Annotated in this window: 27 protein-coding genes; 1 reads left to right on the forward strand and 26 read right to left on the reverse strand. The window is 35.5% G+C overall.

Annotation, left to right across the window (positions count from 1 at the left end):
* Positions 1 to 197: 197 nt before the first annotated feature.
* From spoVT to metG, 17 genes are all read right to left on the reverse strand, one after another.
* Entirely contained in the window at positions 198 to 734 is a 537-nt protein-coding gene (gene spoVT / locus SB773_RS26585) for a stage V sporulation protein T (protein ID WP_002009670.1), read from the reverse strand.
* A gap of 135 nt (positions 735 to 869) precedes the next feature.
* On the reverse strand, positions 870 to 4400 hold the full coding sequence (gene mfd / locus SB773_RS26590) for a transcription-repair coupling factor (RefSeq protein ID WP_002130216.1): 3531 nt from the start codon (positions 4398 to 4400) through the stop codon (positions 870 to 872).
* A gap of 105 nt (positions 4401 to 4505) precedes the next feature.
* The gene (locus SB773_RS26595; protein ID WP_002091576.1) at positions 4506 to 4730 is read right to left on the reverse strand and encodes an anti-sigma-F factor Fin family protein; all 225 of its coding nucleotides are present in this window, start codon (positions 4728 to 4730) and stop codon (positions 4506 to 4508) included.
* Positions 4731 to 4800: 70 nt separating this feature from the next.
* Positions 4801 to 5361, reverse strand: coding sequence for an aminoacyl-tRNA hydrolase (gene pth / locus SB773_RS26600; protein WP_087943057.1), 561 nt, complete (start codon positions 5359 to 5361; stop codon positions 4801 to 4803).
* Positions 5362 to 5433: 72 nt separating this feature from the next.
* On the reverse strand, positions 5434 to 6387 hold the full coding sequence (locus SB773_RS26605) for a ribose-phosphate diphosphokinase (protein ID WP_002091580.1): 954 nt from the start codon (positions 6385 to 6387) through the stop codon (positions 5434 to 5436).
* An 18-nt stretch (positions 6388 to 6405) separates the two neighbouring features.
* Positions 6406 to 7785: a bifunctional UDP-N-acetylglucosamine diphosphorylase/glucosamine-1-phosphate N-acetyltransferase GlmU gene (gene glmU, locus SB773_RS26610; protein WP_002091584.1), complete on the reverse strand. Its 1380-nt coding sequence runs from the start codon at positions 7783 to 7785 to the stop codon at positions 6406 to 6408.
* Between the two features lie 325 nt (positions 7786 to 8110).
* Positions 8111 to 8404, reverse strand: coding sequence for a septation regulator SpoVG (gene spoVG, locus SB773_RS26615; protein ID WP_000454042.1), 294 nt, complete (start codon positions 8402 to 8404; stop codon positions 8111 to 8113).
* 152 nt (positions 8405 to 8556) lie between these two features.
* A complete protein-coding gene (locus SB773_RS26620) occupies positions 8557 to 8931 on the reverse strand; it encodes a RidA family protein (protein ID WP_016106815.1) in 375 nt (124 codons plus the stop codon).
* 123 nt (positions 8932 to 9054) lie between these two features.
* Positions 9055 to 9903: a pur operon repressor gene (gene purR, locus SB773_RS26625; RefSeq protein WP_002091587.1), complete on the reverse strand. Its 849-nt coding sequence runs from the start codon at positions 9901 to 9903 to the stop codon at positions 9055 to 9057.
* 54 nt (positions 9904 to 9957) lie between these two features.
* Positions 9958 to 10827, reverse strand: coding sequence for a 4-(cytidine 5'-diphospho)-2-C-methyl-D-erythritol kinase (gene ispE / locus SB773_RS26630; protein WP_410593167.1), 870 nt, complete (start codon positions 10825 to 10827; stop codon positions 9958 to 9960).
* A 196-nt stretch (positions 10828 to 11023) separates the two neighbouring features.
* Positions 11024 to 11203: an acid-soluble spore protein SspF gene (gene sspF, locus SB773_RS26635; protein ID WP_002094215.1), complete on the reverse strand. Its 180-nt coding sequence runs from the start codon at positions 11201 to 11203 to the stop codon at positions 11024 to 11026.
* A gap of 91 nt (positions 11204 to 11294) precedes the next feature.
* Positions 11295 to 11558, reverse strand: a complete 264-nt coding sequence (veg, locus tag SB773_RS26640) for a biofilm formation stimulator Veg (RefSeq protein ID WP_002009653.1) — start codon at positions 11556 to 11558, stop codon at positions 11295 to 11297.
* Between the two features lie 238 nt (positions 11559 to 11796).
* The gene (gene yabG / locus SB773_RS26645) at positions 11797 to 12660 is read right to left on the reverse strand and encodes a sporulation peptidase YabG (RefSeq protein ID WP_410593170.1); all 864 of its coding nucleotides are present in this window, start codon (positions 12658 to 12660) and stop codon (positions 11797 to 11799) included.
* Positions 12661 to 12777: 117 nt separating this feature from the next.
* Complete coding sequence (gene rsmA, locus SB773_RS26650) at positions 12778 to 13656, reverse strand: 16S rRNA (adenine(1518)-N(6)/adenine(1519)-N(6))-dimethyltransferase RsmA (protein ID WP_002091590.1); 879 nt, start codon at positions 13654 to 13656, stop codon at positions 12778 to 12780.
* A complete protein-coding gene (rnmV, locus tag SB773_RS26655; protein WP_002029323.1) occupies positions 13653 to 14210 on the reverse strand; it encodes a ribonuclease M5 in 558 nt (185 codons plus the stop codon). The genes rsmA and rnmV overlap by 4 nt, the downstream gene beginning before the upstream one ends.
* Positions 14211 to 14470: 260 nt before the next feature.
* Positions 14471 to 15238: a TatD family hydrolase gene (locus SB773_RS26660; protein WP_002009645.1), complete on the reverse strand. Its 768-nt coding sequence runs from the start codon at positions 15236 to 15238 to the stop codon at positions 14471 to 14473.
* 165 nt (positions 15239 to 15403) lie between these two features.
* Positions 15404 to 17386, reverse strand: coding sequence for a methionine--tRNA ligase (gene metG / locus SB773_RS26665; protein ID WP_410593174.1), 1983 nt, complete (start codon positions 17384 to 17386; stop codon positions 15404 to 15406).
* A gap of 520 nt (positions 17387 to 17906) precedes the next feature.
* Here metG and abrB point away from each other — a divergent pair.
* On the forward strand, positions 17907 to 18191 hold the full coding sequence (gene abrB / locus SB773_RS26670; protein WP_000843037.1) for a transition state genes transcriptional regulator AbrB: 285 nt from the start codon (positions 17907 to 17909) through the stop codon (positions 18189 to 18191).
* Between the two features lie 20 nt (positions 18192 to 18211).
* On the opposite strand, the gene rsmI is transcribed toward abrB, so the two are convergent.
* From rsmI to SB773_RS26715, 9 genes are all read right to left on the reverse strand, one after another.
* Positions 18212 to 19087: a 16S rRNA (cytidine(1402)-2'-O)-methyltransferase gene (gene rsmI, locus SB773_RS26675; RefSeq protein ID WP_002130208.1), complete on the reverse strand. Its 876-nt coding sequence runs from the start codon at positions 19085 to 19087 to the stop codon at positions 18212 to 18214.
* Positions 19056 to 19346 (reverse strand): GIY-YIG nuclease family protein, encoded by a 291-nt coding sequence (locus SB773_RS26680; protein WP_002130207.1) that lies wholly within the window; start codon positions 19344 to 19346, stop codon positions 19056 to 19058. Before SB773_RS26680 ends, rsmI begins: the two co-directional genes overlap by 32 nt.
* Positions 19333 to 20073 carry a tRNA1(Val) (adenine(37)-N6)-methyltransferase gene (locus tag SB773_RS26685; RefSeq protein WP_002029328.1) on the reverse strand — a complete coding sequence of 247 codons (741 nt, stop codon included), beginning with the start codon at positions 20071 to 20073 and terminating at the stop codon, positions 19333 to 19335. Before SB773_RS26685 ends, SB773_RS26680 begins: the two co-directional genes overlap by 14 nt.
* 120 nt (positions 20074 to 20193) lie before the next feature.
* A complete protein-coding gene (gene yabA, locus SB773_RS26690) occupies positions 20194 to 20544 on the reverse strand; it encodes a DNA replication initiation control protein YabA (RefSeq protein ID WP_002009639.1) in 351 nt (116 codons plus the stop codon).
* Between the two features lie 14 nt (positions 20545 to 20558).
* Complete coding sequence (locus tag SB773_RS26695) at positions 20559 to 21386, reverse strand: PSP1 domain-containing protein (RefSeq protein WP_002009637.1); 828 nt, start codon at positions 21384 to 21386, stop codon at positions 20559 to 20561.
* 5 nt (positions 21387 to 21391) lie between these two features.
* Positions 21392 to 22375 (reverse strand): DNA polymerase III subunit delta', encoded by a 984-nt coding sequence (gene holB, locus SB773_RS26700; protein WP_002009636.1) that lies wholly within the window; start codon positions 22373 to 22375, stop codon positions 21392 to 21394.
* A 35-nt stretch (positions 22376 to 22410) separates the two neighbouring features.
* Positions 22411 to 23037 carry a dTMP kinase gene (tmk, locus tag SB773_RS26705; RefSeq protein ID WP_002130202.1) on the reverse strand — a complete coding sequence of 209 codons (627 nt, stop codon included), beginning with the start codon at positions 23035 to 23037 and terminating at the stop codon, positions 22411 to 22413.
* Between the two features lies 1 nt (position 23038).
* On the reverse strand, positions 23039 to 24460 hold the full coding sequence (locus SB773_RS26710; protein ID WP_002130200.1) for an aminotransferase class I/II-fold pyridoxal phosphate-dependent enzyme: 1422 nt from the start codon (positions 24458 to 24460) through the stop codon (positions 23039 to 23041).
* A gap of 79 nt (positions 24461 to 24539) precedes the next feature.
* Positions 24540 to 24719, reverse strand: a complete 180-nt coding sequence (locus tag SB773_RS26715; RefSeq protein WP_060750762.1) for a sigma factor G inhibitor Gin — start codon at positions 24717 to 24719, stop codon at positions 24540 to 24542.
* Positions 24720 to 24959 lie beyond the last annotated feature (240 nt).

The raw sequence follows: 24959 nt of genomic DNA on the forward strand, positions 1-24959 counted from the left end.
TATTATATCACAAAGAAAAACTGGCTCTCCTTCATATTCCTTACATTCACTGACTTCTTTCAACAGCAAAAATATTCAATGAAAAAAGGTAGCAAAGTGCTACCTTCGTTCAATATACTTATATCTCCAAATAGTTAATTTCTCAAATAGAAATATCATAATTAGGAAAGATTGCTACTTATAGAAATTACACTTCGCTACTGCTCCATTTGTTTCGCTAAAAAGCTTGCAGCTGTATTTACTGATTTATGCTCTACTTCACTTATAATAGCCTCTTTAGAGAAGATAACGACAGCTCCGATTGGATCTCCATTTGCAATAATTGAGCCAATTGTATAAGAGCTCACTTTTTCTGTTACTCCATCAATAATTGAAATTTCGCTTTCATCTGTCATAATTACAGACTTACGCTCTTCCATTGTCTTCTCAATTAAATCGCCAACACTTTTATTTAAGTATTCTTTTTTAGATGCGCCTGCTACTGCGATAATAGAATCACGATCGCATACAAGCACATTATGTCCTAAGCTATCGTATAAAGCTTCCGTATATTCCTTTGCAAAATTACCTAGTTCACTAATTGGAGAATATTTTTTCAAAATCACTTCTCCATCGCGATCAACAAATATTTCTAGTGGATCTCCCTCACGTATACGTAAAGTTCTACGAATTTCCTTCGGAATTACTACCCTGCCTAAATCATCAATTCGACGTACGATTCCAGTTGCTTTCATTCTAATGCTGCCTCACTTTCTACTGATGATCAAAGTGGTGAATTTACCTGTTCATGTAAAAATCACCAACTATTAAACATAGTATTTTACACATTAGTTCTTCTATGCACGTCGAATTGTATTTTTTATCTTATATTAGGCATTTATTACTTCTTTTTTTACATCTGGCAAGCCTTTTAATAAATTTTCAGCAATTGTTAACCATTTCGACGTCTCTAATCCATTCGTTTTCATCACAATTTTCAATTGTGACCCCTCCATACCAAGACCGATCATACGGCCAAAACTACTTCCTAGCATGAATAATTTTCCACCATCTATATTTTGGCTCGCTTGTTCAGAAAACAGGAATGTTACTTCAAATTTATTTTGCTTAATTAACTCAATTTTTTCTTTCATTGCCAACACTTTAATGTTTGCAATTTGTAATAAATAACCAACTTCTTGTGGATAATCACCAAATCTGTCGATCATCTCTTCCTGCAACTCTTCAATATCTTCAATTGCAGAAATACCTCTAAATTGTTTATACATCATAATTTTTTGTTTACTATCTGAAATGTACGCATCCGGTAAATATGCATCTACTTCTAAATCAATTTCAACATTAACGGTATTTTCAACTCCGTCTGTTCCTCTACGTTGCTCAATTGCATCTTTTAACATTTGAGAATATAGATCAAATCCGACAGAATCAATAAATCCATGTTGTTCTGCCCCTAACAAATTACCCGCACCACGAATTGATAAGTCTCTCATCGCAATTTTGAAACCAGATCCAAGCTCTGTAAACTCTTTAATTGCTTGCAGACGCCTCTCTGCAACTTCCGATAACACTTTATCACGTTTGTATGCAAAGTATGCATACGCGACGCGATTAGAACGCCCAACACGACCACGAAGCTGATACAACTGCGATAATCCCATACGATCTGCATCAAATACAATTAATGTATTTACATTCGGAATATCTACACCCGTCTCAATAATTGTTGTACTTACAAGAACATCATGCTGCCCTTCTAAAAACGATAGCATAACAGACTCTAATTCACCTTCATTCATTTTCCCATGTGCGTATGTTACACGAGCATCTGGAACTAACATCGAAATTTCATCTGCTTTTCTTTCAATATCCTCCACACGGTTATATAGGAAGTAAATTTGACCGCCTCTTGCTAACTCCCGCTCTATCGCTTCTCGCATTAACGCTGGATTATACTCTACTACATATGTTTGTACTGGGAAACGATTCTCTGGTGGTGTCTCAATAACAGATAAATCGCGCACACCAAGCATAGACATATGAAGTGTACGTGGAATCGGAGTTGCCGTTAATGTTAACACGTCAACATTTGCTTTCAATTGTTTAATTTTTTCTTTATGTGTAACGCCGAATCTTTGTTCTTCATCAATAATAAGAAGTCCTAAATCTTTATAAGTAACATCTTTAGATAAAATACGATGCGTTCCGATTACAATATCCACCGTTCCATCTTTTAAACCTTTAATCGTTTCATTTTGTTGTTTTCGTGTACGGAATCTACTTAGTAACCCTATATTAATCGGATAATCTTGAAAACGCTCTCGAATTGTTTCATAGTGTTGTTGTGCAAGGATTGTTGTTGGTACTAAAATCGCAACTTGTTTTTCATCCATAATTGCTTTAAATGCCGCACGAATAGCTACTTCAGTCTTTCCATATCCTACGTCACCACAAAGAAGCCTATCCATCGGACGTCCGCGTTCCATATCTTTCTTAATCTCTTCAATAGAACGTAATTGATCCTCTGTCTCTTGATATGGGAATAAAGATTCAAACTCTTGTTGCTCTGCCGTATCTGGTGTATATGCATAACCTTTCGAAGCTTCACGCTCGGCATATAATTTAATTAGGTCATCTGCAATGTCTTGTACAGATTTTTCAACTTTCGTTTTGACCTTCTTCCAATCATTTCCGCCTAATTTATAAACTTTTGGTTCCTTACCTTCAGACCCTACGTATTTTTGCACTTGATCAATTTGTTCAATTGGAACGTATAACTTATCATTACCTTGATATTTAATATTTAAATAATCTTTATGAACACCATTAATCTCTAATGTCTCAATACCTAAAAATTTACCTATACCATGATTTACATGAACTACATGGTCTCCAACTTTTAATTCCGAATAACTTTTAATACGTTCAGCGTTAGATAACTTTTGCTTACGTTGTGATTTTTTAACCTTCTTATGAAAAAGCTCCTTTTCAGTAATGACAACAAACTTTTGCATCGGCATTTCAAAGCCTGCATGTAAATCACCTACAGCAATTTGTAACCTTCCAGGCAATAAGATATCTGTCGCCTCTACAATGTCTGCATCAATATCATAATCACTTAAAATATGTTGTAGTTTTTTTACACGTTCATCATCTGTTCCAAGCACAACGGTCGTAAAATTACCTTCATTCCATCTATCAATTTCAGTTTTTAACAAATGCATCTGTCCGTGGAAATCTTGCATCGTTTTACATGTCACATTTACAATGTTTTGAGGATGTGTGTGTGCTATATGGCGTAAGAATAACGTTAAATATACAAAACTTCTTTTTTTATTATGAAGAAACTCCTCAAACGAGTGGGAGAAAGATAAATCCTGAATAATTGTTCCTTCGCCAAGAAGTGAGATATACCATTCCGCTTCTTCTGTTTCAAGATGTGATGCTGTTTCTTGAATACGAGAAATCTCATCTAAAATTACAACACCATTTTCTGGTAAATAATCTATCAGACTAGCAGGTTCTTTATAGAAAATAGATAAATATTTAAACATTTGTTCTATACTCTGCCCGTTTTTCAACATTTCAATTTCATGACTAACCGTCTCAAGCACAGTAGTCTTTAATTTATCATCGGAAAGCTTTTGCATCGTCTTAGTCAAACCTTCTTCAAGATGCTTAATTCCCGATTTCAATTCTTCCTGTGAAAATAAAAACTCTGTTGCTGGACCGAACTTAACACTTTCCTTTTTATCTTGAGAACGCTGTTCATCCACATCAAACAATCGAATAGAATCGACTTCTGTATCGAAGAATTCAATACGAAACGGTAATTCTTCCGTTAATGGGTAAATATCTAATATTCCCCCGCGTAAACTGAACTCTCCTGGAGCTTCTACCATTGACTTACGCTCGTAGCCAATATGATGTAAAGTATGCAAGAGTGCATCTAAATCAATCTCTTGCCCTAGATTGATTTCAATTTGCCTTTGCTTCCATAATTCTTTTATTGGTAAAAACCTACGCAGCCCTGCAACTGGCGCTACAATAATCCCATTCTCTCCTGCAGCTAAGCGATTTAACACTTCAATACGCTGTGCCTTCAATTCTGGACTTGCAACACCAACCTCCGATGCTATCAATTCATTTACCGGATATAGCCAAACATCTTTTTCACCAAGTAACGCCACTAAATCTTCATGTACTTTTTGTGCTTGGTATAAATTGTGCGTCACGATAAGTTGTGATTGCTTTGTCTTTTTATATAAAGCTGCCATTAATAATGAACGAGAGGATGTTGCCATACCCGATACAAGTTGTTCTTTCAACCCATCTTCTAGCCCATTAATAACCGATTGTATTTCTTCATTTTTATAAAATTGCTCTAATAAACCTATCATTTTCAAAACTCCTCTCAACATAAAGAGCAAGTTACTATATTTTATGCAAATATTTTGGAAAAAGAAAACAGAAAAATGCTTTGGACATGCCAAAGCGACAACATTTTATTGCAGAAATTTTTCATATTCATAATACTCAGGATAAGATGCGAGCGTTTCTTGACACGATTCACAAATCGTTTTTATATATATATTTCCATTCTCATGAAAATGAATCATATCCACTACTTCTTGCTCTGTTAGTTGAAACAAAACGTCGCTATATACTTTTTCTGCGATAATGGAGCCCACATTACTTCCACAATGTCTACAGTAATAATAACCTTCCATACTAGCCTCCTAAATATCCAATTGCTACTAGTATGGGATAAAACAAAATAAAATATTCCAGATTGTGCGCTTAACTATTAAAAGTATTCATGATTTGGAGAAAAGGTTTATTTAACCATTCCTCACATGCATCTGCTGCATTTTCAATGGATTGATTAACGCCAGATATTTCTTCAGATGTAAAACGTCCTAATACGTAATCCACTACTTTTATCCCATTTTTCGGACGATCGATTCCCATGCGGATACGTTGAAATTCTTGTGTTCCTAAATGTGAAATTGTTGATTTCACACCATTATGTCCACCCGCACTACCTTTCATGCGAAGGCGTAATTTACCTACAGGAATATCTAAATCATCGTACATAACAATGAAGTCCTCGACATCAATTTTATAATAATCCATGAGTGGACGGATACTTTCCCCAGATAAATTCATATATGTAAGTGGCTTTAGTAAGATTACTTTTTCCCCATTAACAAAACCTGCGCCAAATACCCCTTTAAACTTTTGTTCATTCAAAGAAATACTCCAACGTTTTGCAAGTTCATCGATTGCCATAAATCCAATATTATGCCTTGTTAATTCATATTCTCTACCTGGGTTCCCAAGTCCTACTATTAATTTCATTCTTGTACCACTACTTTCTTTTTTCGATACGAAAAGACGTAACCAAGCTTGGTTACGTCTCATTCTATCCAATTAATTGAATAATACACTTACAGATTCTTCTTCGTATACACGAATGATTGCTTCTCCGATTAATGGAGCAACTGAAAGTTCATGTACTTTATCAATTTTCTTCTCTTCTGGTAATACGATAGAGTTCGTTACAACTAACTCTTTAATATTCGAATTTTGAATACGCTCAATTGCTGGACCAGATAATACTGGGTGTGTACAGCAAGCATATACTTCAGAAGCACCGTTCTCAACAAGAGCGTTTGCCGCTAATGTAATTGTACCAGCTGTATCAATGATGTCATCAATTAAAATTGCTGTTTTGCCTTCGATGTTACCGATAATGTTCATTACCTCTGATACATTCGGACGAGGACGACGCTTATCAATAATAGCGATTGGCGCTTTTAGGCGATCCGCCATTTTTCTAGCACGCGTTACACCACCGTGATCAGGAGATACGATTACGATATCTTTAAGGCCTTTTGCTTCAAAGTAGTCTGAAAGAATCGGTACACCCATTAAGTGGTCGATCGGGATATCAAAGAATCCTTGAATTTGCGGAGCATGTAAATCTAGAGTGATTACACGAGTTGCACCTGCTGTTTCAAGCAAGTTTGCTACAAGTTTCGATGTAATTGGTTCACGAGAACGCGCTTTACGGTCTTGACGCGCATAACCATAGTAAGGAATAACAATATTAATTGTTTTTGCAGATGCACGTTTTAATGCATCAATCATAATAAGTAATTCCATGATATGTTCGTTTACTGGGAAGCTTGTAGATTGAATAATGAATACATCGCAACCACGGATACTTTCTTCAATGTTAATTTGAACTTCTCCATCACTAAAACGATCAACAGAACATTTTCCTAGTCCTACTCCAATATGCTTTGCGATTTGCTCAGCAAGTTCCTTATTAGAGTTTAAAGAGAATACTTTCAAATTAGAATTTAGATATTGAGTCGACATCTAGATTAACCCTCCACATTATGATTTTTTCTTATTCAGCAATTGATCAACATAGTCTTCTTTGTTAACTTGACGTGCACGTGCTACTGATAATGCTTTTGATGGAACATTCTCTGTTATTGTAGAGCCTGCTGCCACATAAGCACCATCTTCAACTGTTACAGGAGCAACAAGGTTTGAATTACATCCAATAAATACCCCGTTACCAATTACAGTTTTAAATTTATTCTTGCCGTCGTAGTTCACCGTAATTGAACCACAACCAAGATTCACGTCTTCTCCAACTTGTGCATCCCCGATATAACTTAAGTGTGAAGCTTTACTTCTATTACCAAAAACAGTTTTTTTGATTTCTACGAAGTTTCCAACGCGCACTTCATCTCCAATAACTGAATCTGGGCGAATATGTGCAAATGGACCAACTGATACTTCTGTACCAAGTTTGCTGTCATGTACAGTAGATTGACGAATTACCGTACGATCTCCAATTTCACTATCGCGAATTACTGTATGCGGTCCAATTTCACAATCAGAACCAATTACAGTGTTCCCCTCAATAACCGTTCCTGGGTGAAGAACTGTATCACTACCAATAATTGCATCCGCAGAAATGTATGTGTTACTTGGATCAATAATTGTAACACCATTTACCATGTTCTTTCTGTTGATACGATTTTTCATAATAATTTCCGCTTGCGATAGAGCGACTCTGTCGTTAACACCTAACGTTTCATCGAAGTGCTCTGTTTGATAAGCTGATACAATATGACCTTCATTTTTTAAAATTTCAATAACGTCCGGAAGGTAATATTCGCCCTGTACATTATCATTTGAAACTTTAGAAAGTGAAGCAAATAAAGCTTTATTATCAAAACAATACGTACCTGTATTGATTTCTTTAATAGCTAATTCTTTTTCATTCGCATCCTTATGCTCAACAATCTTTTCAACATGACCATTCTCATTACGAACGATACGGCCATATCCAGCAGGCTCTTCTATGTACGCTGTTAGTACCGTCGCCATTGCTCCCGCTTCTTCGTGTTGCTGAAGCAATGCTTCCATCGTTTCAGCAGTTATTAGAGGTGTATCACCACAAATAACTAAAGTTGTTCCCTCTTCATTTGCAAGTACACTTGCAGCTTGATCGACAGCATGAGCTGTACCAAGTTGTTCTGCTTGTAATGCAAACTCACTTACGTTTCCTAGCTGTTCTTGTACCTTTTCAGCACCATGTCCAACGACTGTTACAAGTTTCTGCAATCCTAATTGAGATACTTCATTGACTACATGTTGTACCATTGGTTTTCCACATACAGGATGCAGCACTTTGTATAGCTTGGACTTCATACGTGTGCCTTTACCTGCAGCTAGAATCACTGCAAATCTGTTTGACATATAGACCCTCCATCGCAACCTATTTATCCATTAACGATATTATCCTAAATCATCATATATTTCAAGAAACACATTATAACTATTAAATTTTACCATAATTCTTATAAGATGTTTTACTCTTTAGTATCTTTTTTAAGGAATAAGCTATACTATTTTAAATGATTTTGAAAAAATTAGAAGTTTTTCATCTTTATTTTTTCAAAATATGAATTTTTATAATTAGAAACGTGTATTATTCAAAAAAAAAACAAACTCCTGTAAATGCTTACAGGAGTTTGCTACAAAATTATAAGACTTTCTTTCAAAAGCCCTTTTCATTCGAATTTTACGAAGCGCCTGCTTCTTCAAACTCAACCTCTTCTAACTCGCCTAAACGATGATACTCTGTTAAAACCGCATCTTGAATTTTAGAGCGTGTATTAGAATTAATTGGATGTGCAATGTCACGGAATTCTCCATCTGGAGTACGTTTACTTGGCATTGCTACAAATAATCCATTATTACCATCAATTACACGAATATCATGAACAACAAATTCATGATCTAGAGTAATAGAGGCAATTGCTCTCATGCGGCCTTCTGTGTTTACGCGGCGTAATCTTACGTCAGTCACTTCCATCTTGTGTTCACCACCCTTTTCTAAATAAGCGATATATTTGTATAAATTCCACAAAATTTCTATTTTCCCTTTAATTTTTTAAAAATTTTTAAGATAAAAATTTTTATTGTAGTTGAATATAAGGATTAGTAGAGGTTATCGCTTACAAAGAGTTACTTAACTAGGGCAATTACTTCGATTTCAACAGAAACATCTTTCGGTAATTTTGCTACTTGTACACAAGAACGCGCTGGTTTATGAGTAGAGAAATAAGAACCGTATACTTCATTAACAGCATTAAAATCATCCATATTCTTCAAGAATACTGTTGTTTTTACCACTGTATCAAATGAAGCACCTGCTTCTGCTAATACCGCTTGTAAATTTTCAAATACTTGCTCTGTTTGTACTGTTACATCTCCTGTTACAAGTTCTCCACTTGCCGTTAACGGAATTTGTCCTGAACTATAGAACATATTATTTACAATAATCCCTTGTGAATATGGTCCGATTGCCTGTGGTGCTTTGCTTGTTTGAACAACTTTCATACTTTTCACCCTTTTATTATTTATTTTTACTCTTTAAAAATAGTGTACCAAAGGCAGTTTGTCCATCTATTTTGTAATTTATAAATAGGAATAAAAAAAGGTAAAGCTATCTGCTTTACCTTTTTACTCAGCCTCTACAAGTCCTTTATCAAATGGTGCAAGTGCATAATTCCCCTTTTCCACTTGAATCGCTTTTTCTTTCACATCAACTTCTGACAGACGAATTAATGATACAAAGTTATTAATAAGTCTTTCTTCAATATCCGTAGACTCTACTAATACGCCAATCCCAACAACATTAGCTTTAAACTCTTCTAGCATGCTCATCATACCTTGAATGGTTCCGCCAGCTTTCATAAAGTCATCAATAATTAAAACATTGGACCCTTCCGGAAGGCTACGCTTTGCTAAAGTCATCGTTTGGATTCGCTTAGAGGAACCTGATACATAGTTAATACTAACAGTGGGTCCTTCTGTTACCTTATTATCTTTTCTCGCAATTACTACCGGTACATCTAAGTAGTTCGCTACTGCATAAGCAAGCGGAATTCCTTTTGTCGCTACCGTCATAACCGCATCAATTGGTTGCCTAGCAAAAACAGAAGCAAATAAACGACCTGCGCCATTAATCTGGCGAGGATTACTTAAAAGATCCGTCATATATAAGTAACCGCCAGGCAAAATACGGTCTGGGTTTTCAAATAAGCTACAAAGCTCGTTAATAATCAGATTTGCCTCTTCTTCACTTATATAAGGAATATATTTCACTCCTCCTGCTGCTCCTGGTACCGTTTGCAATGTGCCGACACCTTGTTGTTCAAACGTTTGCTTAATAATAACTAAATCTTCACTAATGGAAGATTTAGCCGATTGATACCTTTCAGCAAAAAAAGTGAGAGAAACTAGCTGACGAGGATTTTGTAACAAGTAATACGTCAGATCGACCAATCTTGTACTTCGTCTAATTTTCATACTCTCACCTCAAATCACGAATATTCTAAACAAATCATAACGTATTATACGTCTTTATTCAAGCGTTTCTCGCTCTCCTAATAAACGCACTGCATATACTTGCTCGCAAAATCCTTTTAACCCGTTATATATGCGGTGCATTCGCGAATCATGGTGTACAAGACCAAATACAGTTGGCCCACTTCCACTCATTAATACGGCATCTGCCCCAAAGCGTTTCATCTGTGATTTAATACGTGCAACCTCGGGATGCATCGCAAACGTCACATGTTCTAAAACGTTACCAACAGTATCACAAATTCCTTTATAATCGCCATGGTTAATGACTTCAACCATTTTATCTACATTTGGATGAGTAACACGATTTAATTTTAAATTTCCGTACACGTCAGCAGTAGATACACCAATGTGGGGCTTTGCTAAAACAACCCAACAAGAAGGCGGAGTCTTTATATGTTCAATTTCTTCTCCTCTTCCAGTGGCAATAGCAGTTCCGCCATATACACAGAACGATACATCTGACCCAATTTCTGCGCCAAGCTTTGCTAATTCATCGATTGTTAGCCCTAAATTCCATAACTTATTAAGGCCACGTAATGTCGCTGCTGCATCACTACTTCCACCTGCTAATCCAGCGGCTACTGGAATCGTTTTTTCAATAGTAATAGACACACCTTTTTTTACATTAAACTTCACTTTTAATAATTTCGCTGCTTGATAAGCTAAATTGCGTTGGTCGTCTGGGACATACCGATTATGGGACAAAATTTCAATACGGTCTTCTGCTAATTCCGTTAGCTCTAAACGATCTGCCAAGTCGATTGTTGTCATAATCATTTTCACTTCATGATATCCATCTTGTCTTTTTCCCAGTACATCTAACGACAGATTAATCTTTGCTGGTGCTTTCACTAGTAGCTTCAATCTATTCACCCACTCTATGTACTCAATCTTTTATCGTTTATTTTACCATAAATTTATAGTAAGACGATGACACTTCCCTAATTATATCGAAAAGCATTCAGAATGAAACTACTTATGTCAAATGATGGCACCTTTTAGCGTGCAAAAAGCCGAGGAATCTCTCCTCGGCTACCGTAGCATAGAAAGTATCTTACAACTACTGGTTTCGTTTCATTAATTGCTGTTCTGCAATTTCTATAGCACGTTTCACCATATTACCAGCATCTTTCGCACGAATTCCGCCCCATCCTTCTTTCTGAACAACATCATAAAAGCCAAGCTCTTTTGCAAGCTCCTCTTTAAATTGATTTGACATGACTCCTCTTCGTCTACTCAATGCAGAGTCCCTCCTTATTTTGCTACGGTATAATTAGTATGCAAAATAATATAGCTTTTCATTTATGGGAATATATGTAACGAAAAATACATTAATTATAAAATACTTCATTTTGAGATTCATCGTAAAATGTTAGCTCTACTGTCTCTGTTAAAACATCTGCATAACTATAAGATACACGTTGCAATGCATCTTCTTGCTGGTCTAATTGTACAACAAACACAGAACGATATGTTTCTGCAAGTACACCTGATTGCTCCACAGTTTTTCTTCTCCCACTATTTGCCTTTAACATAAGTCGCTGTCCAAGATGGTGATCTAATTCGCTTTTAATTTCATCTAAACGTTTTGACATATACTTTGCTACACCTCGCTGTAATTTAGATTGAACACTTAAAACACGATATATCTATCCCAATTATTAACCGCAATTCACAGACAATATCATTATAAAAGCATCATGCGTTCAAATAGATAGAAGAAATACTATATTCTAAAAGTATCATTGTATAGTCTGCACGTTCTTGCCGCTTTTTATCCAGACTCATTTAAATCATTTCCACATAAAAAAGCAAGATACGTATGTACCTTGCTCATTCGTCATAATGTTGAAAGGGCAATCCTGTTCGTAAAATCCCTCTTGTTTCAATTCCGCCTAGTCCCTTTTCGCCAGTAATTGTATTACGCACAACGTCCCATACATTTACTCTTTCCATAAATGAAGTGAAACTAATTTTGCCAACTACATATACAGGATCTAGAGCATGAATATTAATTCTAGACGGTGAACTAGCAAAATTAGCACCTGCCCGAATCAACGCCTCAAAGTGTGATTGACAAGCCCCAGCAAAAATAACGAGTTGATCTAACGATGGATACTTTTTCCGCACTTCTCGAACGGCCTGTACAAAATGTTTAGAATGTCTATATGCTGCTAAATCTCCCATAACTCCTTTTGACTTTGTATATGCATCATGTCCTGTAATAACTAAAATGTCTGGGCGAAAATGATCTATTAAGTCTACTACCTTTTCATGCATCTCCGTTTCCTTACAATGAATACCTTGAACAGGAACGCCTATTTTATTATATAAATCTAAGCACTTGCGCAAATATAAAGGATCTCCATCTATATGCAATACACGTCCTGGCATTTGAAAATAATTCACTTCACTTGTATATCCACCAGTTGAATTATGTTCATGTCTTTGTTTCATCAACACGTAATCTTGCTGAAACAACCGGTAAGTACGCTCCATCGTTTCTTTTTCACGCTTCACTCTATTTTTATGTTCTCGTTGATCTATACTAACTAAATCTGCAAGTGGTGCATCCGCCACAAGTCTAATTTCCTCTCCAAATAATATTGCCATATCGCCTTTTATTTCTATAATACGAAAAAGAATATCCCTATTATGAGAATATCGTTCAACTAATTCTCCAACATGTAAATCCATTCTCCTACCTCCAAACTCCAAACTCGTTAGGCCATCTTACCTGTTTTTAAAGTATGAATTTAGGAAAGGAAAGGTGACAAAAGGGACAGCTCAAGTTGAACTGTCCCTTTCATATTCTTATGACAATTTATGAAGAATTAATGCATTACTTAATGTTGCAAACTCTTCGATAGATAGCGTTTCGCCTCTTCGCTTCGGATCAATTCCTACTTCTGTCAAAATTCGATCCAACAGCTCTTTATCTTTCGGGAAACCATTTAAATTATTTGATAAATTATTCATTAAAGTTTTACGACGCTGTGCGAAACTTGCTCGTACTACTTCAAAGAAGAAAGTTTCATCTGTCACTTCTACAACTGGTTTAGGACGCTTTAGAAGACGGATAATCGCAGAATCAACATTTGGTTGTGGCACAAACACTGTACGTGGTACAGTCATAACTGTTTCTACCTCTGTATAATACTGAATGGCAATTGATAAAGAACCATACTCTTTCGTTCCTGGTTTAGCAGCTAAACGATCCCCAACTTCTTTTTGCATCATAACAACAAATCCACGAACCGGTAATTTTTCTTCAAGCAATTTAAATAAAATTGGCGTTGTAATATAGTATGGTAAATTAGCTACTACCATTACATCTTGTCCTTCTTCAAATTGTTCACTAAACACTTCATGTACATCTGCTTTTAGTACATCTTTATTTATAACTGTAACGTTGCTATATGGAGCTAACGTCTCGTCTAAAATTGGTAATAATCTCTGATCAATTTCAAAAGCCACTACTTTTTTAGCACGCTTCGCCAATTGCTCTGTTAACGCACCAATACCTGGTCCAATTTCAATTGCGCCACTTTCTGAACCGATTTCTGCGTGATCAACGATACGATTTAATACATTCGTATCAATTAAAAAATTTTGTCCTAAACTTTTTTTGAATGAAAATCCATACTTTTCAACAATGTCTTTCGTACGATTTGGTGTTGCGATATCCTTCATTTTTTTTCCTCCTGTATTACTTGCTTATAAGCTTCTGCAAATGATTCCTTTGAAACCTGAAACATTTGTAAACGTTTATGTAACTGTTTTGCGTTTGTATAACCAATCTTTAATAGCTTACCCACTCTTTCTCTGCGACTCTTTGCCATTTCTCCGCCCACTAAGCCCGCATCGACTAGATCACTCCAACTAATTTCACTTGTGTAAGCTTCCATTTCTTCATGTATATTCTCTAAAGCACGGCGAATCGACTCATTAGAAGCATGTTCGATTCCAACACCTTTTTTCCTTTTAGCAAGTGCTTCTTCCTTCGTTAAAAAAGCATGCTTACATCCAGGAACCTTGTCAGAAATAATTTTTCGAATACGCTCTCCAGGATAATCCGGATCTGTAAAAATAATAACGCCTCGTTTTTGCTGCGCTAATTTAACTTGCTCAATAACGTGATCACCGATTGCTGAACCGTTCGTTTCGATTGTATCCGCATCAACAGCACGTTTAATCGCAACTGTATCATCTTTACCTTCTACAACGATAATCTCTTTAATTTTCATGCTTGCCTCCACACTCTTTTCATCTCTACTTAGTAAAACAAAAAAATGACGACTTTTCCATTATTATTTTCCCAATCGTACATTTTAAAAAGTAGAAGAGAAAAATCTTTGTTCACTATCCTTATTGTAACACTTCTATCTCCATCTTAATTTATCCGCAATATTTCTACACTTATGTTATGAGTAAATAGTGGGTTCTTATCACTTCTACTATCTCTCTTCTCAAAAAACAAAAAAAGAATGGGACTCCCCATTCTTTTTTATTCAACACCAAATAAGGATTTGGCATTCTTTGTTGTTACTTGTGCTACTTCGTCATAAGAAATTCCTTTTAAATTCGCAATTTCTTCTGCTACCAGTTTTACATAACTAGGTTCATTTCGTTTCCCTCGAAATGGGTGTGGTGTTAAATACGGGCAATCTGTCTCTATCAATAATTTTTCTAACGGAATCTCCATAGCAACTTCTTTCGGTTTCTTGGCATTTTTAAATGTTACTGGCCCACCTAATGAAATTAAAAAGTTCATATCGACACATCGCTGTGCTACTTCTACACTACCGCTAAAGCAATGCATAATGCCCCCTACTTCAGCTGCATTCTCTTCCTCTAGGATATCAACAATATCTTGAGTTGCATCGCGGTTATGTATAATAATCGGTAATTTCACCTTTTTCGCTAATGCAATTTGTTTACGGAATACTTCCTTCTGTATTTCTTTTGGAGACTTATCCCAGTGATAATCTAATCCCATTTCCCCAATTGCAACTACTTTAGGATGAGCCGCTAATTCTTCTAACCAAGCTAAATGTTCTTCTTTCATATCGATTGCATCAACAGGATGCCATCCAACTGCAGCGTAAATAAAATCATAAGCCTCTGCTAATTCAATTGCTTTCTTTATCGTTACTTCATCAAATCCAACAACAACTGTATATGTAACTCCCGCTTCTTTCATTCTCGCGATAACTTCTTGTAAATCTTCTTCAAATTGCTCTGCATTTAAATGTGAATGTGTATCAAACAACATAATAAATAACTCCTTTTATATTGAAATCAATTCTCTCATAGAAAAACTACACTCTTTCTAACTTAACGATAACAATACTTCAATTTTAATGCAAAAAACGGAATGTAAAAAGAAAAAAGACGCTTCACCAATGTTACACGTGAAACATCTCTTTTCTTGTCTCAATTACTTGATTTTTGTACCACTTGGTAAATTCTGGTCAATTGATGCTAATGACAATACGCCATTCTCTTCACCTGCTAAAATCATACCTTGTGATAATTCACCACGTAATTTTACAGGTTTTAAATTCGTTACACAAATAACCTTTTTACCTTTTAGTTCTTCTGGGGAATAGAATTTAGCAATCCCAGAAACCACTTGGCGCTTCTCTGTACCTAAATCAAGCTGAATTTTTAACAACTTATCTGCTTTTTTCACAGGTTCAGCGGATATTACTTCAGCTACTCGTAATTCTACTTTAAAGAAATCATCAATTGTAATTTCTTCTGCCTTTGGTTCTTCTGCTTTTTTCTCTTCTACTTTAGGAGCAGAACCTTGCATTTGTTCTTTAATATACCCCACTTCTACTTCCATTTCCAAACGAGGGAAGATTGGGTTTCCTTTTTCTACTTTTGTTCCAGCTGGAATACATCCAATTGTAGATAGGCTTTCCCAAGATTTATGCGCCTCTTCAGTAAGTCCAAGTTGAGCAAACATCTTACTTGGTGCTACTGTTAGGAATGGCATAAGCATAATACCTGTTTGACGAAGTATCTCAGCTAAGTGGGCCATTACAGACGCAAGTTTTTCGCGATCATTCTCATCCTTCGCTAATACCCACGGTTGCGTTTCATCAATATATTTGTTCGTACGGCTAACTAATTGCCAAATGGAACTTAGCGCTACAGAGAATTCCATACTCTCCATTGCCTCTTCTACTTTTTTCAATGTATCTTTGGCAAATGTCACTAACGTTTCATCGAACTCAGTTACATTTGCTTTAAATGCAGGGATTTCCCCGTTAAAGTATTTATCAATCATAGCTACTGTACGATTTAATAAGTTACCTAAATCATTCGCTAAATCAAAGTTGATTCGTTCAACAAATCCTTCTGGTGTGAATACTCCATCAGATCCAAATGGAACTTCGCGAAGTAAGTAGTAACGCAATGCATCTAATCCGTAACGATCAATTAGTGTAACTGGATCTACTACGTTTCCTTTTGACTTACTCATTTTTCCATCCTTCATTAAAATCCAGCCATGAGCAAAGACTTTCTTCGGAAGTGGTAAATCTAAAGCCATTAAAATAATTGGCCAATAAATTGTGTGGAAACGAACGATTTCTTTCCCAACTAAATGGACATCTGCTGGCCAGAATTTTTTATACTTCTCTTCATTTTCTGTTCCATATCCTAATGCAGTAATGTAATTAGACAACGCATCTACCCATACGTAAATAACGTGTTTTGGGTTACCTGGAACACGAACTCCCCAGTCAAATGAAGTACGAGAAACAGCTAAATCTTCTAATCCTGGTTTAATGAAGTTATTAATCATTTCATTTTTACGGGACTCCGGCTGAATGAAATGTGGGTTATCTTCATAGAACTTTAATAGTCGGTCTACATATTTACCCATTCTAAAGAAATAAGACTCTTCGCGAACAAGTTCTACAGCGTGACCACTATCTGGGCTTTTTCCACCAACTACTTTGTCACCTTCCATAATTGGATCTACTAATTGATGCGCTGTATAGAATGTTTCATCTTGTACAGAATACCAACCTTCATATTCATCAAGATAAATATCGCCTTGATCTACTAGCTGCTTGAAGATTTTCTCAACAACATCTTTATGACGATCTTCAGTTGTACGAATAAAATCATCATAAGAGATATCCATCTTCTCCCAAAGTTCTTTAATCCCTGATACAATGTTATCCACATATGCCTGTGGTGTAACATTTAGTTCTTCTGCTTTCTTTTGGATCTTCTGTCCATGCTCATCAGTTCCTGTTAAATAATGAACATTGTATCCTTGCATACGCTTATATCGTGCCATCGCATCTCCTGCTACTGTCGTATAAGCATGTCCAATGTGTAACTTTCCACTTGGATAATAAATTGGGGTAGTAATATAAAAGGACTTATTTTCCTCTTTCATCGTTTTGGACCTCCCGAATAACCTCATATGTATTTATAAACAGTATATCAAAAACTCATATATAAAGTGAAACTTTAATCCGTGGAGAGGGTTCATCCCCCATGGATTATTAGCCCACACCAATCGGGCTTTTACGAGCAGCCCGACACCCACTTAACTTCTTTGCTCCGGCTAAATTTTGAAGTGGGAGTCTTACTGCTCACAAATAGCGGGATAAAAACGAGTTAATGCTCGATATCTTTATCATCTATTACTCATATTCAAAAAAATATACAATATATTTCCCCAAAAGTATAAACATTACAAAAAATAATACAAAACAATTGTAGAAATGACTTACATTCTATCATATATAAGAAGTATAAAAATCTATAAATCTTTTTTAAAAATATAGAATTTAATAATTGACGGAAATGTAAATGATTGGTATCATATGTCCATAGGGTATTTTGTCGAAAAATGACGAATCAAAAAAATAGACTCGAAACTTATAAACTATTTATTTAGGAGGAAAAGAATTATGAAATCTACTGGTATCGTTCGTAAAGTTGATGAATTAGGTCGTGTAGTAATTCCAATCGAATTACGCCGTACTTTAGGTATTGCAGAAAAGGATGCTCTTGAAATCTACGTTGATGATGAAAAAATCATCTTAAAGAAATATAAACCAAACATGACTTGCCAAGTAACTGGTGAAGTATCTGATGGTAACCTATCTTTAGCTGAAGGTAAAATTATCTTAAGTAAAGAAGGCGCTGAACAAGTCTTAAACGAACTTCAAGATTATATCGAAACAGCAAAATAAGCTTCTCAATTATGAGAAGCTTATTTTTTATCCACATGATAGATTTGATATACGTCGCGTTTCGACAAATCTCGGTCTTTAGCGACTATTTTTATCGCTTCTTTTGAATTCATGCCTTTTTCATTTATATAATGTTCAATATGATTATATACTGAAATAGCTTCCCACCATTGTTCTTCTGGAGTAGGTTCTTCTGTTGAACCTGCTACTAAAATACAAAACTCACCACGAACTTCATTTTGCTTCGTCCACTCAATCGCTTCTTCAATTGTTCCACGAATAAACTCTTCAAATTTTTTCGTTAGCTCACGACATAATACGATTTCCCTATTTCCTAATACTTCTTGCATAGAGATTAAAGTATCATCTAAACGATGTGGCGCCTCATAAAACATCATTGTAGTTGGAATATAGCGTAGTTTTTCTAATTCAAGCTTACGTCCCTTTTTATTTCTTTGCAGGAAACCATAGAAATAAAAATGTTTTGTCTCAAGTCCTGATGCAATCAATGCTGTAAGGGCTGCATTTGCCCCAGGAAGCGGGATAACATGATATTGTTCTGCTACAGCCTCTACAACGATATCATAACCAGGATCTGAAATACATGGCATACCAGCATCGCTCACAATGGCTACAGTCTTACCTTCTTCTAACTTATCTAAAATTTTCCGTCCACTTACTCCTTTATTATGCTCATGATAACTCATAACTGGTGTTTCAATTTCAAAGTAATTACAAAGTTTCTTCGTTTGCCTTGTATCTTCCGCTGCAATAATGTCTGCCTCTTTTAAAATTCGGATTGCACGAAATGTCATATCCTCTAAATTTCCGATTGGAGTCGGTACTAAATATAAAACTCCCTTTTCATTTTGCTGAAAGCTTTTTTGCTGCCACATAGCGTTCTCCTTTTTGCATGTATTCTTCTTTTTTTTTCCTCGTTAACTGCTTAAAGTGATACTCAGCTTGCATAGCCGTTCGTTTATCCTCGTGATCCTCTACATATTTTAAAACAACTGGAAGTCTAGCGCGTGTATATCTAGCACCTTTTCCACTATTATGGGTCTGAATCCGTTTTTCTATATGATTCGTGTATCCAGCATAATAACTTCCATCAGAACACTCCACCACATAAAAACAATGCTTATTCTTCTCCATATAAAATTGAACGAAGCTCCTTTGTATATTCATTGTTTTCTTCATATACAAAAAGAGGTGGTAAGATTTTTAAATCTGCATTCCCATCCTTAATTCCTTCAATTAACAATGTATTCGCTTCTTTACCAGCCTTAGGATAAACAAATCGCACACGTTTCGGTTCAATTTTGTATTTACGCATTAATGTGACGATGTCGAGCAAACGACCTGGACGATGTACAAATGCTACTTTCCCACCCTGTTTCACTAGCTGACTACTTGCGTATACAACATCTTCTAGTGTGCACATAATTTCATGACGAGCTATCGCTAAATGTTCATTCATATTCTTCTCAGAAGTTTGTGGTGTTTGAAAATAAGGAGGATTACATGTTACAACATCATATTGATGACGTCCAAGTTTCTCCGGCATATCTTTCAAATCTCCATGGATTAAATGAATTCTTTCTGCTAAATTATTGTATTGAACACTTCTTATTCCCATATCATATAAGCGCTCTTGAATTTCTACACCTGTAATTTTCCCTTTTGTCCTTGTACTTAATAAAAGAGGGATAACTGCATTACCTGTACACAAATCAAGTAAATTACCTTTTTGAATTGGCACCCAAGCAAAATCTGCAAGTAAAACAGCATCCAAAGAAAAATTAAATACTGATGGACTTTGTACAATCTTCATATCTTGCGCTAATAAGTAATCTAAACGCTCATCTTCATATAAATTCATATATTGCTCCCTTTCTTACACTTAACCTACCCTATTTCATCTTCTATTAATGTAAAAATAAATTTCATTCTACTCTCATGTATAAAAAATTACCTTTCCAATTATATTGGAAAGGTAATCTCACTTTTTATTTAAAAATGACAGACAGAATAAACAATCTCCCTCTTTACGTACACTTCCATAATGTAGATTGCAAATATGAAAACCTTCTTGATATAGTCTCGCTAGATTATCGTAGCCTTCACCAATATCTGTCTTCGCCTTCATTTCTTTGCGTTTTTGAGTTTTTTGTTTTTCCTTGTTCTGCACTTCTTCAAAACGATGTCGCAAATTTTCATTTTCCATTTTTATATGTTGGTTTTCTTCCAATAATTCTGCAAGATGTTGTTTTAATTCTCCCAACTGTTTGTATAAATGTCCAATTTGCTCTTCCATACTAGAAACCGATGCAAAAATATCCTTTTTCTCCACAAGCACCCACCTCATTAATCTGTGGTTTGACTCGAAACGACCCCTTTATTCATTAATTCATCTAACGTATATTCTACTATCCGTTCCTTGTCTACTAGTTCCACTTGAATTAATCTTTCTAAAATATTTAATCCGATAACACGGCCAGTACCGTGCGGTGTTTGTATACGTTGATCTAAATCAGGAAGTTGTTCCTTTGCTGCCTCATATTCATCATTCTCATATTTTAAGCAACACATTAAGCGACCACATAAACCAGAGATTTTTGCAGGATTTAATGATAAATTTTGATCTTTTGCCATTTTAATGGATACAGGTTCAAAATCTCCTAAAAAAGTAGAACAACAAAGCATACGACCACATGGACCAATACCACCAAGCATTTTTGCTTCGTCACGAACGCCGATCTGTCTCAGCTCAATTCTTGTCCTAAAAATTGCCGCTAAGTCTTTCACTAGTTCCCGGAAATCAATCCGACCATCCGCAGTAAAGTAAAAAATAATCTTATTACGATCGAACGTATACTCTACATCTACAAGCTTCATATCAAGATTATGTTCTCCTACCTTTTGTTGACAAACTTGATATGCTTCTTTCGCAGCATGCCTATTCTCTTCAACAATGGTACGATCATTTTCATTTGCAATACGAATAACTTTTTTTAGCGGTAATACAACGTCATTTTCATCAACTTGCTTTTTGGTAATAACTACTTTTCCGTACTCAATACCTCTTACCGTTTCTACAATTACAAACTCATTTTCTGAGATATCGAACTGATTTGGATCAAAGTAATATACCTTTCCGGCCTTCTTAAAGCGAACACCTACTACATCATACAAAACGGTCATCCCTCCTGCAACCGCAACACTAACTGTTCGAACACAAGCTGCGCATTTACATTAGCGTTGATTCTATTTTTTGCCTCTAATATATTAAAGAGAGCTGATACAATGCGCTTCTGAGCATAAGAAAAGGATTCAAACATCTCTTTCTGCTCATGAAAAACAAGACGATCTTCTTCTCCAAGTTGAACATATAATAAATCCTTATAAATAAGGAGTAACATATCTAAGCCTTGCTGTAATTGTTCTTTCTCTCCAAAGTGCTTCCCCCATTTTTCTTGTACAAAAAAAATAGAGGCCTTATCTTTTTCGAGCGCTTCACATAATTTTATCACTAAAGCTCTCGCTTGTGCAAACCATTCATCATTACACATTAATAAAGCTTCTTCAAAACTATTTGTAAGCTGCGCAGCAAGTGTAGATAAAGAGACTGTAATACCTTCTTCCTCTAACCTCTTAATTAAAGATTCTGTAGGCAACGGCCTAAACGTAACAACTTGACAACGAGATAAGATTGTATTTAAAATCTGATGACTTTGTTCAGTAAGTAAAATAGCTGTTGTATCACTACTTGGTTCTTCTAAAAACTTTAAGAGCGTATTCGCTGCATTTGCTGTCATACGATCTGCATGCTCAATAATATATACTTTTTTATTTGCTTCTAATCCTGTTTTTGAAAACTCTTCTTGTAAATCATGAATTTGCTGTTTTTTAATAGATAATCCATCTGGTTTTACAATATGTAAGTTTGGGTAGTTACCTGAATCAATTCGGCGACAATTCGTACATACATGACAAGGCTCTACACCATTTCTTTGTGAACAGAGAAAACTTTTTGCCATTTGAATTGCTGTGGCGAACTTCCCAGTTCCTTTCCCTCCCTCTAACAAGTAAGCGTGGGATATACGCTCTTTTGCAATGCTATTCATCAACATTTTGACACCGATGGGCTGTATAGCAGAAAGCTGCTCCCACGTATTTATCATACTGCATACCTCACTTATTTCATTCTTTCCTTCTATTATAACAATTTATCTTCTATAATCTGAACAACTTCTTCTATAAGTTTTTTCATTGGTTGATCAGCATTTACTAATACAATGCGATTAGAGAAACGCTCTACAACTTGTAAATACCCTTCACGCACACGTTTATGGAAAGAGATATCTTCCATATCTAGTCGATTTACTTCACGTCCTGCATCTTTTCCAATTCGTGCTAAACCTACCTCTGGCTCAATATCTAAATAGATTGTTAAACTAGGCATACAATCTTCCGTTGCGAAACGATTAATTTCAAATACTTTATCCATACCTAAGCCTCTTGCATATCCTTGATATGCTAAAGAACTATCTATAAAACGATCACATAGTACAAGATAGTTTTCCTCAAGTGCTGGCATAACTTTTTCCACTAAATGTTGTCTACGTGCAGCAGCATAAAGAAGTGCCTCTGTACGTGCTTCCATCATCGTATACTCTTTTTTATGTAAAATTGTTCTAATATCTTCAGAAATTGCAATACCACCTGGTTCTCTGGTCGCCATTACCTTTTGTTCCTTTTGCTCAAAATATGGTAATAAACTTTTAATTAATGTTGTTTTACCCGAACCTTCTGGCCCTTCAATTGTTACAAATAATCCCTTCATCCTAAAACCTACTTTCTATATCATACACGTTCATATATTTCGTACTACCTTGAAAACGAGCCCCTGTTTTCTCTAAATGAGTAATTTGCTTTGTATGTTCTTGAGTAATTCTCTCTCCATACATGATCAATGGAATTCCAGGTGGATACGGAATCACCATTTCTGCAGCTATCATACCAACGGCTTCTTCTATAGATACTAACTTCGTTTCATATCTCTCTAATTGTTTATACGTATACGGTAAAGGGGAAATCTCCCCTTTATAAGTATAACGAATTGATGCTGTCTTGTCTTTTACCTTATATTGCTGCATAGCTAATCGAATGATCTCTATAGCTTTCATATACCCCTCATTTACTTGTAACGGTAATATAAATAGGACGTTATATGGATCTGCCATTTCCGTATATATACCGACTTTTTCAAATACAGACTGTAATTCATACCCCGATAACTGACAGCGAGTTTGCACCGTAACTTTTAATTCATCTTGCGATGGATATTGTAAAATAGCTATTTGTGGGATAGATCGCAATCCTTCTTTAAATCGGCGTAAAAACTCAACGATTTCATCATGACCTTCTTCCTTTATAACTGCTATTGCAAAACGTGCTATATCAAGAGAAGCCATAATTGGATACGATGGGCTACTAGATTGTAGCATACTTAAATAGGAGGAAACTTTTTCTTCGCTCACCAAACGGCTATTTATATGTAAATAAGATCCCATTGTCATCGCAGGTAATGTTTTATGTGCGGAATGAACCACAATATCCGCACCATAAACTAATGCTGACTTCGGGAAGGGGTCCCCTATACAAAAATGCGCCCCATGGGCTTCATCTACTAGAACAGGAATTTTATGTGCATGTGCGTAAGCGATACTTGCCTCTAAATCAATTCCCATACCATAGTAATTAGGATGTGTTAAAATAAGTGCTTTTGCATTTGGATACTTTGTAATTGCCTCCTTAATAATTTCATCATGAACACCTACTGGTACGTTATGTACTTCATCAATCCATGGATTTAAAAAGACCGGATTAGCCCCTGCTAATTTCAAACCATTAATGATCGATTTATGACAATTTCTTTGTACGAGGACAATATCGTGTTCGCCGCAGCAAGACAAAATCATTGCTAAATTTCCAACTGTTGAACCATTAATTAAAAAATAACTTTTGTGCACGCCATATACTTCAGCTAATAATTGCTGTGCTTCATCTATACATTCAAACGGGCTATGTAAATCATCTAATCCTGTTAACTCTGTTACATCAATTGATAATATGTCCTTAAACCCCCCTGAAGCTTTCTGAGGGAAGTTTAAACCATTCTTATGACCCGGAACATGAAAAGATAGTAGTCGCCTTTCTTTAAATTCCATTAGCGCCTCATATAAAGGCATACGATTTTGATTCATATATATATCTTCCTTATTATTCATTCTGTATCTATTATACAGATATTAGGGCAAAAAAAATAATAGGCATAATGCCTATTTAAAAATATGATACTTCTAATTTTCGCAGTTGTTTTAAATAATGTATATACTTCGGGTCAGTTGTCTCAGTATTCACCAGATTTCTTTCGCACTCGTAACATATTAAATTATTATATACATATATTCCTTCCCCACTTTTTGTCTCACAAACGATGCAAATTTCACTTGGTAATTTCATAATCTTTCCTCCCTTTTTAAATAAACATATTATATACCTCTATTCCTTAACAAATTTCCGGAAAATATACATCAATTTTTTATATAATATGATTTATTCTTGGGCAACGTGTTTGTATTACTTATGTATTCCCTTTACTTCTTTCATGTACTGTTTAAAAACAAAAAAACACAAGTCAAAAGACTTGTGTTTTTATCTTGCTTGGCGACGTCCTACTCTCACAGGGACAAGGTCCCAACT

This window comes from Bacillus sp. SIMBA_074 (genome assembly GCF_046534555.1).
Classification (GTDB): domain Bacteria; phylum Bacillota; class Bacilli; order Bacillales; family Bacillaceae_G; genus Bacillus_A; species Bacillus_A mycoides.

Coding starts and splice junctions, on each gene's coding strand:
- abrB (WP_000843037.1), top strand. CDS start 17,907: ATGAAATCTACTGGTATCGTTCGTAAAGTTGATGAATTAGGTCGTGTA.
- veg (WP_002009653.1), bottom strand. CDS start 11,558: ATGTCAAAACGTTTAGATGAAATTAAAAGCGAATTAGATCACCATCTT.
- SB773_RS26710 (WP_002130200.1), bottom strand. CDS start 24,460: ATGAATCAAAATCGTATGCCTTTATATGAGGCGCTAATGGAATTTAAA.
- SB773_RS26685 (WP_002029328.1), bottom strand. CDS start 20,073: ATGAATTTATATGAAGATGAGCGTTTAGATTACTTATTAGCGCAAGAT.
- SB773_RS26620 (WP_016106815.1), bottom strand. CDS start 8,931: ATGAAAGTTGTTCAAACAAGCAAAGCACCACAGGCAATCGGACCATAT.
- purR (WP_002091587.1), bottom strand. CDS start 9,903: ATGAAAATTAGACGAAGTACAAGATTGGTCGATCTGACGTATTACTTG.
- metG (WP_410593174.1), bottom strand. CDS start 17,386: ATGAAAGAGGAAAATAAGTCCTTTTATATTACTACCCCAATTTATTAT.
- mfd (WP_002130216.1), bottom strand. CDS start 4,400: ATGATAGGTTTATTAGAGCAATTTTATAAAAATGAAGAAATACAATCG.
- tmk (WP_002130202.1), bottom strand. CDS start 23,037: ATGAAGGGATTATTTGTAACAATTGAAGGGCCAGAAGGTTCGGGTAAA.
- spoVT (WP_002009670.1), bottom strand. CDS start 734: ATGAAAGCAACTGGAATCGTACGTCGAATTGATGATTTAGGCAGGGTA.
- pth (WP_087943057.1), bottom strand. CDS start 5,361: ATGAAATTAATAGTAGGACTTGGGAACCCAGGTAGAGAATATGAATTA.
- holB (WP_002009636.1), bottom strand. CDS start 22,375: ATGATAAATACGTGGGAGCAGCTTTCTGCTATACAGCCCATCGGTGTC.
- glmU (WP_002091584.1), bottom strand. CDS start 7,785: ATGTCAAACAGATTTGCAGTGATTCTAGCTGCAGGTAAAGGCACACGT.
- spoVG (WP_000454042.1), bottom strand. CDS start 8,404: ATGGAAGTGACTGACGTAAGATTACGCCGCGTAAACACAGAAGGCCGC.
- SB773_RS26660 (WP_002009645.1), bottom strand. CDS start 15,238: ATGTTGTTTGATACACATTCACATTTAAATGCAGAGCAATTTGAAGAA.
- rnmV (WP_002029323.1), bottom strand. CDS start 14,210: ATGAAAATTAAAGAGATTATCGTTGTAGAAGGTAAAGATGATACAGTT.
- SB773_RS26595 (WP_002091576.1), bottom strand. CDS start 4,730: ATGGAAGGTTATTATTACTGTAGACATTGTGGAAGTAATGTGGGCTCC.
- rsmA (WP_002091590.1), bottom strand. CDS start 13,656: ATGAAGGATATCGCAACACCAAATCGTACGAAAGACATTGTTGAAAAG.
- rsmI (WP_002130208.1), bottom strand. CDS start 19,087: ATGTGGCAGCAAAAAAGCTTTCAGCAAAATGAAAAGGGAGTTTTATAT.
- yabG (WP_410593170.1), bottom strand. CDS start 12,660: ATGGATTTACATGTTGGAGAATTAGTTGAACGATATTCTCATAATAGG.
- SB773_RS26605 (WP_002091580.1), bottom strand. CDS start 6,387: ATGTCGACTCAATATCTAAATTCTAATTTGAAAGTATTCTCTTTAAAC.
- SB773_RS26715 (WP_060750762.1), bottom strand. CDS start 24,719: ATGAAATTACCAAGTGAAATTTGCATCGTTTGTGAGACAAAAAGTGGG.
- SB773_RS26680 (WP_002130207.1), bottom strand. CDS start 19,346: ATGGAGAAGAATAAGCATTGTTTTTATGTGGTGGAGTGTTCTGATGGA.